Here is a 12,907-nt window from a genome sequence, read left to right as displayed (position 1 = left end):
GTTTCGCGTCAGGCCATCTTGACCGGCGCGCGCCACGATTCCGGATTGGTCCAGAACGCGCCGCGTAGGCGGTCGCGGCTCGGCGGTGCCGGCGGTTTCGCGGCCGTTGCGCCGATCCGGCCGCGCAGCGAGATTTCGCGGCCGCTCGTGCCAAGCCGTTTCACAATTTCAGCGAGCGTGCCATCGGCTTGCCACTCGTCGAAGCGCCGGCGGCAAGTCGGGGGGGACGGGTAGCGGCCCGGCAACTTGGACCAGCCTTCGCCTGTCGACAACACCCAAAGCACGGCGTTGACCACCGCCCGAGCTTCCACGCGCGGTCGACCGCGCCGTTCGCTGCGCGCCGGTTCGGCGCAGAACAAAGCCTCGACCAGCGCCCACTCGTTATCTCTCAAATCGTCGAACAGCATCATGTTTCACCTCAGCGAAGCTAACTCCGGTGCGCTGCCCCGCGCCGCGCACTCTTCACGCACTCGATAGGCGAGTGCCAAAGGGGACGGGCTTGCCACGGATTGCCATCGGAAATCATGGCGCCCTCCCTGTGCGTTTCACAACGCACGAAGTGTGCCAATCTGCTGCCGATTGCCTGAAAGCCCCGTGGCGGCGGGCCAACGCGGGCGCCAGCCAGGGCCGTATAAGAATCCAAAAAACCCATCTCGCAAATCGGGACAATCACCAATCTGGGGCAGAAAAGCCCGGCCGGCGTGCGTTCGCGCTTTTTTGCTGCATTGCAGCGGCTGCGCGGACGGTGCTTTGCCGCATGTATTTGGTCGTACAATGCGCATCAAGCTGCGCTATTGATGAGGTGAACAAATGAATGTGACGCTGCGACAGCTCAGGGTTTTCATCGAGGTGGCGCGCTTGCAAAGCTTCAGTCGGGCCGGCGCCGAAATCGGCCTCACGCAGTCGGCGGTCAGTCGCTGCGTACGCGAGCTCGAAAGCGAGATCGGCCTGAAGCTCATCGATCGCACGACGCGCGAAGTGCAACTAACCGACGTAGGCGGCAACCTCGTGGCGAGTGTGTCGCGACTGCTGGGGGATCTCGACGACGCGTTGCGCGAGATCCGCGAAATCGGCGAGCAGCGCCGCGGACGCGTGGTGGTCGCGGCGAGCCCGACCGTCGCGTGTCGGCTGATGCCGCGCGTAGTCGCGTCGTGCGGACAGCAGTTTCCTTATGTGACGCTTGGGCTGCGCGACGACGTGCAAAGCGACGTAGTGCGCAAGGTGAAGTCGGGTGAAGTGGACTTCGGCGTGATCATCGGCCCGTTCTCCGACGACGATCTGCTCAGCGAGACGCTGATGACGGACTCGTTCTGCATCGTGTCGCGTGACGATCACCGGCTCGCCGCGCGCAAGCAGGTTACGTGGAAGGACCTCGACGGCGAGCAACTCGTGATGCTCGATTATGCGTCCGGCAGCCGCCCCCTCATCGATGCCGTGATGCAGGCGCAGGGCGTGAACGCCACCGTGGTGCAGGAACTCGGCCATTCGGCGACGGTGTTCGGGCTCGTCGAGGCGGGCGTCGGGATCAGCGTGCTGCCGTGGCTCGCGCTGCCGCTGCCGGCGGGGGCGTCGCTGGTCGCGCGTCCGCTGGTGCCGCGCGCGGAACGCCTCGTCGAACTGGTGCGGCGGCGCGACCGGTCGCTGTCGCCCGCGGCCGAGGCGGTGTGGAATCTGATCCGCCAGTTGCCGGGCCGGGCCGAGGAGTTGAATTAACGGGCGGGATCGCGTGCGATCCGTTCGACTGGTGGATTGGCGCCGGGCGCGGCCCGCCGCCCACACGCCGCCTGCCGCTACTCGCTGCGCCGCTGTCCGGTTACCCGGCGCGCTAAACTACCATCTTCATCGCGCACGCCTTCGCGGTTGCGCTTCGAGCCTCTTATCCTTCACCCACCCGGAAGCCTCGATGAGCGAATTGGACCTGCCCGTGCCCTCCATCCCGAATGCGCGCGACGCCGTACGCGCGCTGCGTCCATCGCAAATCCGTGAAGTCGCGAACGCCGGTTTCGGCGTCGACGACGTACTGCCGTTCTGGTTCGGCGAGTCCGATCGCGTCACTCCCGCATTCATTCGCGACGCCGCGAGCGCCGCGCTCGCCGCCGGCGCGACGTTTTACACGCACAATCTCGGCATCGCGCCATTGCGCGCAGCACTTGCGGGCTACGTCAGCGAGTTGCACGGGGCGACGTGGCCCGAGCACGTCGCGGTCACGAGCGCGGGCGTCAACGCGCTGATGCTCGCCGCGCAGCTGGTGGTCGGCGGCGGCGACCGCGTCGTCGCGGTGACGCCGCTATGGCCGAATCTGGTCGAAATCCCGAAGATTCTCGGCTCGCATGTCGAAACCGTCGCGCTCGGCTACGGCGAACGCGGCTGGGAGCTCGACGTCGGGCAATTGCTGACCGCGCTGAGACCTGACACGAAGATGCTGATGATCAACTCGCCGAACAACCCGACCGGCTGGGTGATGAATCGCGACGACCAGCGCAGCGTGCTCGAACACTGCCGGCGGCACGGCATCTGGATCGTCGCGGACGAGGTCTATGAGCGGCTCTACTATCCCGGCGATGACGCCGCCCAGGCGGCCGGTGTGCGCACCGCGCCATCGTTTCTCGACCTCGCGACACGCGACGAACGCGTGATCTGCGTGAATTCGTTCTCGAAAGCCTGGCTGATGACGGGGTGGCGGCTCGGCTGGATCGTCGCGCCGACCGCGTTGATGGACGACCTGGCGAAGCTGGTCGAGTACAACACGTCGTGCGCGCCGTCGTTCGTGCAGCAGGCGGGCATCGCGGCGCTCCAGCAGGGCGAGCGTTTTACGCAGCAGTTGGTGCGCGACCTGAGGACGTCGCGCGACCATCTGGTGCGCGCGCTGTCGGCGGTTCCCGGCGTCGATGTGAAGGCCCCGCTGGGCGCGATGTATCTGTTCTTCTCGATGCCGGGCTCGACGCGCAGTCTCGATTTGTGCAAGGCGATGGTGCGGGAGGTCGGGCTCGGCGTGGCACCGGGCAGCGCGTTCGGGCCGCAGGGCGAGGGGTTCGTGCGCTGGTGCTATGCGTGCGATACGGTGCGGCTCGATGCCGGCGTCGAGCGCTTGACGCGGTTTCTGGCGCGCCACGCCGGGGCCTGATCATGCGGGCTCGTACGCCCCCCGCGCTTCGTGTTGACGCACCGCGAGCGGCGAAAAGCCGCGAATCGTGAGAATCTTCTTGCTGTCGACTCGACTCGACTCGACGCGGGCGGGCGCGGCTACACCGGTCGGCGCCGCAGCAGAAGATGCACGGCAGATCGCGGCTTTACGCCCCGGTCGTTTTTGCGTAATATGGCGCTCAGTCACGCGATTCCTTTCAGGAATATCGCCGCTCCGTCCGGCTGGGTCTGGCTCGATAAGTCTGTTCGCCACCCCCCGGTGCGTGCTCCCATCAATATGACCGATCAGAATCGGGCGAGCGCGTCTTCAGTTCCACATCGTCTGTTTGATCCGGTTCTTTGACCACAGGGTCTGACCTAGCTGCATGAATACCCAAGAGGCGAAGATCGTCCTCGAGACTGCCTTGATCTGCGCGCAGGAGCCGTTAAAGCTCGGCGAATTGCGCAAGCTCTTTGCCGACGGCGTGTCGGCGGACACTGTTCGGACCTTGCTCGAAGACCTGAAGCGGGACTGGTCTGGGCGCGGTGTGGAGCTGGTCGGGCTGGCGTCGGGCTGGCGGTTTCAAAGCAAGCCCGCGATGCGTTCGTACCTGGATCGGCTGCATCCGGAAAAACCGCCGAAATATTCGCGCGCGGTGCTCGAAACGCTCGCGATCATTGCCTACCGGCAACCGGTGACACGGGGCGATATCGAAGAAATTCGCGGTGTGACGGTGAATACGCAGGTCGTCAAGCAGCTCGAGGATCGCGGCTGGATCGAGGTGATCGGTCATCGCGACGTGCCGGGGCGTCCGGCGCTGTATGCGACCACGCGCCAGTTCCTCGATGACCTTGGTCTAACGGCGCTTGACGAGTTGCCTCCGCTTGCCGATCCGTCCGCACAACTGAACGCGGATCTGCTGGGTCAGCACGCGATCGAGTTTGCCGAGGGCGACGCGCAAAGCATGCAGCAGCCGGTGCAGGATGCCGGGCACGACATCGTGGGTGAGGCTGGCGAGCCGGCTCCGCCGGAAGCGGCGCAGCACGCCGCGTCGGGATTTGAAGCAGCGCCGCCCGAGACGGTAGCCGAGTCGACGCTCGAACCGGAGCCCCGTGCGGAAGCGACCGGGCAGGCCGGCACGACGAGTGCGTCAGACGCGTCGAGCGCGCCGCACGACATGCAACAACAGCCCGGACCGGCACCCGCGGCAGCGCATGCCAGCGTCGCCGGCTCGGCACAGCATTACGATCCGGTCGCCCAGACCGATCCGGCAACACCCGCGCACGGCTCGGGCGTGGCTCGCAATACGGAGCACGCTGCCGAGCCGAACCCGATCGAGGCGGCGCACGACGATCCCGAGGATCGCCGCGATGCCGCGCAGGACGCAGGCTTTCTGACCGACGACGAAACCGAGTCGCGCAGCGCCTGACGTAACCGAACTTTTTTGCCGCGCCCGCAACGGGCGCGCGCGACCTGACATTTTGAGGTTGTTTTGACACATACCCACGACACCGATTCGTCCGAATCCGAGCGCCCCGTGCCGTCGGCGCGGCCCGACGAACGCACTACGCAAGCGGCGACAGGCGAGGGCGAGCGCCCGGCTCATGGCGCGGAAGCAGAGGGCGAAGAGCGCCCCCGCCGCGGTCTGCGTCGCGGGCCGCGCAGCCTGATCGCGCGACGCCGCGCCGGCGCGAAGACGAAGGCAGCCGAGGGCGCGCCCGCGCAAGGCGCGCCGGTCGTCGCCGAAACGCCGCCGGACGGCGAGGTCGTCGCCCAGGTGCGCACGCCGCGCAAGGACGCGGGCGCGAAACAGGGCGGGCGTCGTAACGCTGGCGGTGCGAAGCGCGAGGGCGCATCACGCGAAGACCAGCGCGAACGTCAGCCGCGCGAAGGTCAACGTGAGGGCCAGCGCCAGAATCGCCGCGGCGCCGATGCGGCCGCGGAGTCAGCTCAGGACGATCTGTTCTCATACGTGACGTCGCCCGCATTCGATGCCGACAACACCACGACTGGCGGCGTACGCGCGCCGATGCTGCGCCATGGCAAGGCAGCGGCCCCGAAGCGCGTGCTGTCGCCCGATGACGACGCGCCGAAGCTGCACAAGGTGCTCGCCGAGGCGGGCATGGGCTCGCGCCGCGACATGGAAGAGCTGATCATCGCCGGCCGCGTGTCGGTGAACGGCGAACCGGCGCACATCGGCCAGCGCATCATGCCGACCGACCAGGTCCGCATCAACGGCAAGCCGGTCAAGCGCAAGGTCGCCGGCAAGCCTCCGCGCGTGCTGCTGTACCACAAACCGACCGGCGAAATCGTCAGCCACGCGGACCCGGAAGGCCGTCCATCGGTGTTCGACAAGCTGCCACCGATGAAAACCGCCAAGTGGGTCGCGGTCGGGCGTCTCGACTTCAACACTGAAGGTCTGCTGATGCTGACCACCTCGGGCGATCTCGCGAACCGGTTCATGCATCCGCGTTATAGCGTCGAGCGCGAATACGCGGTGCGTGTCGTCGGCGAACTCGCCGAGGGTATGCGTCAGAAGCTGCTAAACGGCGTCGAACTCGAGGACGGCCCGGCGAATTTCTTGCGCATCCGCGACGGCGGCGGCGAAGGCACGAATCACTGGTACCACGTCGCGCTCGCTGAAGGGCGGAATCGCGAAGTACGCCGTATGTTCGAAGCGGCCGGCCTGATGGTCAGCCGGCTGATCCGTACGCGCCACGGCCCGATCTCCCTGCCGCGTGGTCTGAAGCGCGGCCGCTGGGAAGAACTCGAGGACAATCAGGTGCGCGCACTGATGGCATCGGTCGGCCTGAAGGCGCCGGCTGAGGAACGCGGTAGCCGCAATGCGGCGCCGGAGCGTCGTCAGCCGGATCCGATGCAGACGTCGATGGGCTTTATCAACCGCGAGCCGGTGTTGATGTCGCACAGCCGCTTCGAGCAGCAGCCGCGCGGACAGGGTCGCCGTGGCGCGGCGGGCGGTGGCTTCGGCGCGGGCATGGGGGGCGGCACTGGTTCTGGTGTCGGTGTGGGCAATCGTGGCGTCGGGGGGCAGCGCGGCCGCGACGTCGACGGCAATCGCGCGTCGTCGCCCAACGGCAACCGTGCGCGCACTGGCGGCAAGCGTGCCGGCGCGTCCGGCGACAGCGGCGGCAATCGCGGGCCGGGCGGCAATCGTGGCGGCAACGCCAACCGTGCCGGCGGCAACGCGGGTTCGGGCGGCGCGAATCGTGGCGGCGGCACGGCGCGCGGTCGCTCGCGCGGCCGTTGAGCGGAGCGCTGTACCGCGTTTGAGGGGTGGCCGTTGAACGGCCATACCCTTTGGTGCAGTTCGCATGACCTGCCAGGCTGATATGACTTCCGGTGTCAATCGGGATCGGGTTTTTAGTTTCTCGAATTCATGTTGCCGGAATTTCCTCAGGGCGGCGTAGCAGTACATTTCGGCGGTGGATCAAGCTGATATCCGCGGGTTGGGTACCGCACTACAGATGTCCGCCCAATGAGCCTGCCGCTATCTGGAACCGCAAGTCGGATGCAGTAGTCCGTTGCGTAGCCTGGTCGCGGCTTACTCGTCCCAAGCGAGAGTAGAAAGGCCTTCACGCGTTGCCGTGCGCGCTTCAGGTCGTCTTTGGCGCCACCCACGTCCGTGCCAGATCGCGGAACGCTTCGTCGTCGCTCGGCACGTACACCGCGGAGAGGTCACCGGCGCGCAAAGACCGCACAAGCTTGATCGCATCACGCCGCTCAGTCTTGACCCGTTCACCCGGTTTTTTCGGAATCGGCGATCGGGCGCACACGATGCACCCGAATCCCTTCTGCACGGACTGCCGGTAAAGTCCGTAGCCGCATGGACCGGCCTCGCAGACAACGCAGATGTGCCGCACATTCGACTGCAGGCGCCTGCACAGGTGATCGATATCAGTCTGCGTCATACCGATCTTGCCCAGCAGTTCGACTTCGCCCGAGCCCGGCGCATACGCGACTGTGATCGAGTCCTTGTGTACATCGAGACGGACGCACAGCGTGCTATCGTCTTCCATGCTGGCCTCCGTGCCGGAAATCGCCGGGAGCGGCCGTGTCCGCACTGTGCTGCTCTGGCTGCAATGCTAACCCGCGCTTGATTCCTTACGGCGGGCCAGCCATTGCCTCACGGGAGTCATACTGCATACTGACTAGCAATGTCGAGTGCTTCCCGGCCGAGCCGTTTATCGTTTTTGGCGATTTCATGCCGCCTCTTGTTTGCCGCGTACGCACGGCGTTCCGATGCGTCAAACGCCGTGCGAAACTGCGCTGAAGACCGACAGGACGCATCGCCGCAAAGTGTTGGCGTAGCCCCCGTCCGGCTCCCCTTCCCGACGGCTCGGGCGACCTTGCAAAAGCCCGGATTTGCCGCCACATCGTCAAAAGATTCCTATCAATTCAAGCGGAAATGCACATCGCCCGGCGTTCCGCGGATTGCGTTTGGGCCGGAAAATGGCTACAATCGCGAAGTCGCTGGGCGTACGGTTTCATGTGCGGCTCAGGTGCGACCACCGGCAATAAGATGATGGGCGTTCAGCCCATTTTTTTTTTGCCGCTCAGTTCATCGTGGTTCGGCATCTCGGGTTCGCACGAACGTGCGCCGGCTTGGCGCGCGGCCCGCATTGGTTGTTTGCAGAAGAGGCGAGGCTCGCTGCGCGAACATCTAAGAGGGCACTGTGCAACTGACGGAACTGATTGAAACCACGGTCGTGGGACTCGGCTACGAGCTCGTCGATCTCGAGCGCACCGGGCGCGGCATGTTGTGTATCTATATCGACCAGCCAGCCGGCATCGCAATCGAAGACTGCGAGAAAGTCACGCGTCAGCTCCAGCACGTTCTGACGGTCGAAAATATCGATTACGAGCGGCTCGAAGTATCGTCACCCGGTCTCGATCGCCCGCTGAAGAAACTGGCGGATTTTGAACGTTTCGCGGGCAGCGAAGCGGTTATCACACTGAAAAAGCCATTGGACGGTCGGAAATCGTACCGGGGCATTTTGCGTGCTCCGCAAGGCGAGACGATCGGTCTGGAATTTGAAGGAAAAGAAGGGGCCGCGATGCTCGATTTCACGCTCGCGGACATGGACAAGGCGCGCCTTGTTCCGAAAGTTGACTTTAGGAGCCGCAAACAATGAGTCGCGAAGTGTTGATGCTGGTGGATGCGCTGGCACGCGAGAAGAATGTCGATAAGGACGTGGTATTTGCCGCGCTCGAAGCGGCTCTCGCTTCGGCCTCCAAGAAACTCTTCGAAGAAGATGCGGATATCCGCGTCCACATCGACCGTGAAAGCGGCGAGCACGAAACGTTTCGCCGCTGGAAGGTGGTGCCGGACGAAGCAGGTCTGCAGGAACCGGATCAGGAAATTCTGCTGTTCGAGGCGCGCGAGCAGCAGCCCGATATTCAGCTCGACGAGTTCATCGAGGAGCCGGTGCCGTCGATCGAATTCGGCCGTATCGGCGCGCAGGCCGCCAAGCAGGTGATCCTGCAGAAGGTGCGCGACGCCGAGCGCGAGCAGATCCTGAACGACTTCCTCGAGCGCGGCGAACACATCATGACCGGCTCGGTGAAGCGCCTCGACAAGGGCAACTTCATCGTCGAATCGGGCCGCGTCGAAGCGTTGCTGCGCCGCGACCAGCTGATCCCGAAGGAAAACCTTCGGGTGGGCGACCGCGTGCGCGCGTATATCGCGAAGGTCGACCGCACCGCGCGTGGTCCGCAGATCGAGCTGTCGCGTACCGCGCCGGAATTCCTGATGAAGCTGTTCGAGATGGAAGTGCCGGAAATCGAGCAGGGCCTGCTCGAGATCAAGGCGGCGGCTCGCGATCCGGGCGTGCGCGCGAAGATCGGCGTGGTGGCTTATGACAAGCGCATCGATCCGATCGGCACCTGCGTCGGTATTCGCGGCTCGCGCGTGCAGGCCGTACGCAACGAGCTCGGTGGCGAAAACGTCGACATCGTGCTATGGTCGGAAGACCCCGCCCAGTTCGTGATTGGCGCGCTCGCGCCGGCAGCCGTGCAGTCGATCGTCGTCGATGAAGAAAAGCATTCGATGGACGTCGTCGTCGACGAGAACGAACTCGCGGTCGCGATCGGCCGCAGTGGCCAGAACGTGCGGCTTGCCAGCGAGCTCACCGGCTGGCAGATCAACATCATGACGCCGGACGAATCTGCGCAGAAGCAGAATCAGGAGCGCGGCGTCCTGCGCGACCTGTTCATGGCGCGTCTCGATGTCGACGAGGAAGTCGCCGACATCCTGATCGACGAAGGCTTCACGAGCCTCGAAGAGATCGCCTACGTGCCGCTCAACGAAATGCTCGAAATCGAGGCATTCGACGAAGACACCGTTCACGAACTGCGCAACCGCTCGCGCGACGCGCTGTTGACGATGGCGATCGCGAACGAAGAAAAGGTCGAGAATGTAGCGCTCGACCTGAAGAGCCTGGACGGCATGGACGCCGACCTGCTCGCGAAACTGGCCGAACATCAGATCCAGACGCGCGACGAACTCGCCGAGCTGGCCGTGGATGAACTGGTCGAGATGACTGGGATGGGAGAGGATGCCGCTAAGGCGTTGATCATGAAAGCACGTGAACACTGGTTCCAGTGAGAAATGACCATGGCGCACTGAATTGAACGCGGCCGTCAGGCCGCATGACCCGATGCTAACCGCAAGGAATCGGTCCTTGCATTAAGAGGAATGAATGGCGAGTAACAACGTAGCCCAATTTGCCGCGGAACTGAAAATGCCTGCAGGCGTGCTGCTTGAGCAGCTGCAGGCAGCTGGCGTCACAAAAGCGAGCGAAGCCGACTCCTTGTCCGAAACGGACAAGGCGCGTCTGCTCGACCACTTGCGCAAGTCTCACGGCTCGACTGATGCAGACAAGCGCAAGATCACGCTGACGAAACGGCATACGTCGGAGATCAAGCAGTCCGATGCGACGGGCAAAGCTCGCACCATTCAGGTCGAGGTGCGCAAGAAGCGCACGTTCGTCCGCCGCGACGAGACTGTCGCGGAAGGCGGGGATGCATCGAATCATGTGGCCGAGAACGCGGACGCAGAAGATCTCGAACTGCAGCGTCGGGAGGAAGAAGCACGTCACGAAGCTGAACTGCTCGAAAAGCAGGCGCAGGAGCTGAAGGCGCGCCAGGAACAGCTCGAGCGCGAAGAAGTCGACCGTCAGGCGCGCGAGCAGGCCGCGGAAGCCGAGCGTCAGCGCGCGGAAGAAGATGCAAAGAAGCGCGCAGCGGCTGCGGCCGAGGCGGCGGCTCGCGAGAAGGCCCAGCAGGCGGCGGCGAAAGCCGCTGCACCGGTTGCCGAGAAGGCAAACGAGCAGGACGACGAACGCGCGGCAGCGGAACGCGCCGCGCAACGCGAAGCCGCGAAGAAAGCGGAAGACGCCGCGCGCGTGGCCGCCGAAAAGGCGCGCGCCGAACAGGAAGAAATCGCCAAGCGCCGCGCGGCGGCCGAAGCCGAAGCGCGCGCGATTCGCGAAATGATGAACACGCCGCGCAAGGCGCAGGTGAAGGCGCCGGAACCGGCACCGAAGCCCGCCGAGCCGGCCAAGGCGGCCGAAGCCAAGGGCACGCTGCATAAGCCGGCGCGTCCGGCTGGTGAAGCACCGGCGCGCCCGGCAGCGAGAAAGCCGGCAACCGCCGCGACTCCGGCGCCCGCGAGCGCACCGTCGGCGGGCGACAAGAAGAAGCCGGGCGGCGGTAAGAGCGGCTGGCAGGACGATGCAGCGAAGCGCCGCGGCATCAAGACGCGCGGCGATTCGAGCGGCGGCGTCGATCGTGGCTGGCGCGGCGGTCCGAAGGGGCGTGGCAAGCATCAGGAGCAGAGCACCACGTTCCAGGCGCCGACCGAACCGATCGTGCGTGAAGTGCATGTGCCGGAAACCGTCACGGTCGCGGATCTCGCGCACAAGATGGCGGTGAAGGCTTCGGAAGTCATCAAGGTGATGATGAAGCTCGGCCAGATGGTCACGATCAACCAGATGCTGGACCAGGAAACGGCGATGATCATCGTCGAGGAACTGGGCCACCATGCGCTCGCGGCGAAGCTGGACGATCCGGAAGCCATGCTGGTCGAAGGCGAAGCGAGCGACGCCGAAGCGCTGCCACGTCCGCCGGTCGTCACGGTGATGGGCCACGTCGACCACGGCAAGACCTCGCTGCTCGACTACATCCGCCGCGCGAAGGTTGCGGCAGGCGAAGCGGGCGGTATTACGCAGCACATCGGCGCCTACCACGTCGAAACGCCGCGCGGAGTGATCACGTTCCTCGACACGCCGGGTCACGAAGCCTTTACGGCAATGCGTGCCCGCGGTGCGAAGGCGACCGATATCGTGATCCTGGTGGTGGCGGCCGACGACGGCGTGATGCCGCAGACGAAGGAAGCGATCTCCCACGCGAAGGCTGGCGGTGTGCCGCTCGTCGTCGCGATCAACAAGATCGACAAGCCGGAAGCGAATCCGGAGCGCGTGAAGCAGGAGCTCGTCACGGAAGGCGTCGTGCCGGAAGAGTACGGCGGCGACTCGCCGTTCGTGCCGGTGTCGGCGAAGACCGGCGCGGGCATCGACGATCTGCTCGAAAACGTGCTGCTGCAGGCCGAGGTGCTGGAGCTGAAGGCACCGGTCGAATCGCCGGCCAAGGGTCTCGTCATCGAAGCGAAGCTTGACAAGGGTAAGGGTCCGGTCGCAACGATCCTCGTCCAGTCAGGTACGCTGAACCGCGGCGACGTCGTGCTGGCAGGCAGCGCCTACGGTCGCGTGCGTGCCATGCTCGACGAAACCGGCAAGCCGACCAAGTCCGCGGGTCCGTCGATCCCGGTCGAAATCCAGGGTCTGTCGGAAGTGCCGCAGGCTGGCGAAGAAGTAATCGTGATGCCGGACGAGCGCAAGGCGCGTGAAGTTGCGCTGTTCCGTCAGGGCAAGTTCCGCGACGTCAAGCTCGCAAAGCAGCAGGCCGCGAAGCTCGAGAACATGCTCGAGCAGATGGGCGAGGGCGAAGTGCAGTACCTGCCGCTCATCGTCAAGGCCGACGTGCAGGGTTCGCAGGAAGCGCTGGTGCAGTCGCTGCAGAAGCTCTCCACCGACGAAGTACGCGTGCAGATCGTGCACGGAGCGGTCGGCGGCATCAGCGAGTCGGACGTCAATCTCGCGACGGCGTCGAAGGCGGTCATCATCGGCTTCAACACCCGCGCGGATGCGCAGGCTCGCAAGCTCGCGGAAGCTAATGGCGTCGACATCCGCTACTACAACATCATCTACGACGCCGTGGATGAGGTGAAGGCGGCAATGTCGGGCATGCTGGCGCCGGAGAAGCGCGAAGTCGTGACCGGCACGGTGGAAGTACGCCAGGTATTCAAGGTGCCGAAGGTCGGCACGGTGGCCGGCTGTATGGTCACGGACGGTTTCGTCAAGCGCTCGTCGTCGGTGCGCGTGCTGCGCAACAACGTCGTCATCTTCACGGGCGAGCTCGATTCGCTCAAGCGGTTCAAGGACGATGTGAAGGAAGTCCGTCAGGGCTTCGAGTGCGGTATGTCGATCAAGAACTTCAACGATATCGTCGAAGGCGATCAGTTCGAAGTCTTCGAGGTCACCGAAGTCGCGCGTACGCTGTAATTCACGCGGCACGGCACAACGGGCGGAACGGGCTTGACGCCCGCTCCGCCCGTTGTTTTTGAGCCCGCAGTGTCGAGTTTGTTGCTGGCTTGGCTGCCGCGTTCGTCGCAAATGGACTCTCACCCCGCCGCGGCGACCGCGA

Annotated in this window: 7 protein-coding genes and 2 pseudogenes; 7 read left to right on the top strand and 2 right to left on the bottom strand. The window is 64.9% G+C overall.

Features of this window, described 5'->3' with window-relative positions:
- Positions 1-11: 11 nt before the first annotated feature.
- A pseudogene (locus F6X37_RS04035) lies at positions 12-407 on the bottom strand (transposase); the annotation flags it as partial.
- A gap of 403 nt (positions 408-810) precedes the next feature.
- Between F6X37_RS04035 and F6X37_RS04030 the strand changes: the two are divergent.
- From F6X37_RS04030 to rluB, 4 genes are all read left to right on the top strand, one after another.
- The gene (locus tag F6X37_RS04030; RefSeq protein ID WP_184029942.1) at positions 811-1,713 is read left to right on the top strand and encodes a LysR family transcriptional regulator; all 903 of its coding nucleotides are present in this window, start codon (positions 811-813) and stop codon (positions 1,711-1,713) included.
- A gap of 190 nt (positions 1,714-1,903) precedes the next feature.
- Positions 1,904-3,124, top strand: a complete 1,221-nt coding sequence (locus tag F6X37_RS04025; RefSeq protein WP_187610401.1) for a pyridoxal phosphate-dependent aminotransferase — start codon at positions 1,904-1,906, stop codon at positions 3,122-3,124.
- 385 nt (positions 3,125-3,509) lie between these two features.
- Complete coding sequence (gene scpB / locus F6X37_RS04020) at positions 3,510-4,553, top strand: SMC-Scp complex subunit ScpB (RefSeq protein WP_187610400.1); 1,044 nt, start codon at positions 3,510-3,512, stop codon at positions 4,551-4,553.
- Between the two features lie 63 nt (positions 4,554-4,616).
- Complete coding sequence (gene rluB, locus F6X37_RS04015) at positions 4,617-6,392, top strand: 23S rRNA pseudouridine(2605) synthase RluB (RefSeq protein ID WP_187610399.1); 1,776 nt, start codon at positions 4,617-4,619, stop codon at positions 6,390-6,392.
- A 302-nt stretch (positions 6,393-6,694) separates the two neighbouring features.
- Here rluB and F6X37_RS04010 read toward each other — a convergent pair.
- Positions 6,695-7,161, bottom strand: a pseudogene (locus tag F6X37_RS04010) (transposase); the annotation flags it as partial.
- A 657-nt stretch (positions 7,162-7,818) separates the two neighbouring features.
- Here F6X37_RS04010 and rimP point away from each other — a divergent pair.
- The 3 genes from rimP (at position 7,819) to infB (ending at position 12,765) form a co-directional block, all read left to right on the top strand.
- Positions 7,819-8,277: a ribosome maturation factor RimP gene (gene rimP / locus F6X37_RS04005; RefSeq protein WP_184066771.1), complete on the top strand. Its 459-nt coding sequence runs from the start codon at positions 7,819-7,821 to the stop codon at positions 8,275-8,277.
- A complete protein-coding gene (nusA, locus tag F6X37_RS04000) occupies positions 8,274-9,749 on the top strand; it encodes a transcription termination factor NusA (protein WP_176120042.1) in 1,476 nt (491 codons plus the stop codon). Before rimP ends, nusA begins: the two co-directional genes overlap by 4 nt.
- Positions 9,750-9,843: 94 nt before the next feature.
- The gene (gene infB / locus F6X37_RS03995) at positions 9,844-12,765 is read left to right on the top strand and encodes a translation initiation factor IF-2 (RefSeq protein WP_187610398.1); all 2,922 of its coding nucleotides are present in this window, start codon (positions 9,844-9,846) and stop codon (positions 12,763-12,765) included.
- Positions 12,766-12,907 lie beyond the last annotated feature (142 nt).

The sequence above is a fragment of the Paraburkholderia sp. 31.1 genome (assembly GCF_014397645.1).
Taxonomy (GTDB): Bacteria; Pseudomonadota; Gammaproteobacteria; order Burkholderiales; family Burkholderiaceae; genus Paraburkholderia; species Paraburkholderia tuberum.
Note: the sequence above shows the minus strand (reverse complement) of the source record. Positions and strands in the feature narration are given on the sequence as shown.

Excerpts from the sequence above, each read along its gene's own strand:
- nusA (WP_176120042.1), top strand. The coding sequence starts at position 8,274 with ATGAGTCGCGAAGTGTTGATGCTGGTGGATGCGCTGGCACGCGAGAAG.
- F6X37_RS04030 (WP_184029942.1), top strand. The coding sequence starts at position 811 with ATGAATGTGACGCTGCGACAGCTCAGGGTTTTCATCGAGGTGGCGCGC.
- scpB (WP_187610400.1), top strand. The coding sequence starts at position 3,510 with ATGAATACCCAAGAGGCGAAGATCGTCCTCGAGACTGCCTTGATCTGC.
- F6X37_RS04025 (WP_187610401.1), top strand. The coding sequence starts at position 1,904 with ATGAGCGAATTGGACCTGCCCGTGCCCTCCATCCCGAATGCGCGCGAC.
- infB (WP_187610398.1), top strand. The coding sequence starts at position 9,844 with ATGGCGAGTAACAACGTAGCCCAATTTGCCGCGGAACTGAAAATGCCT.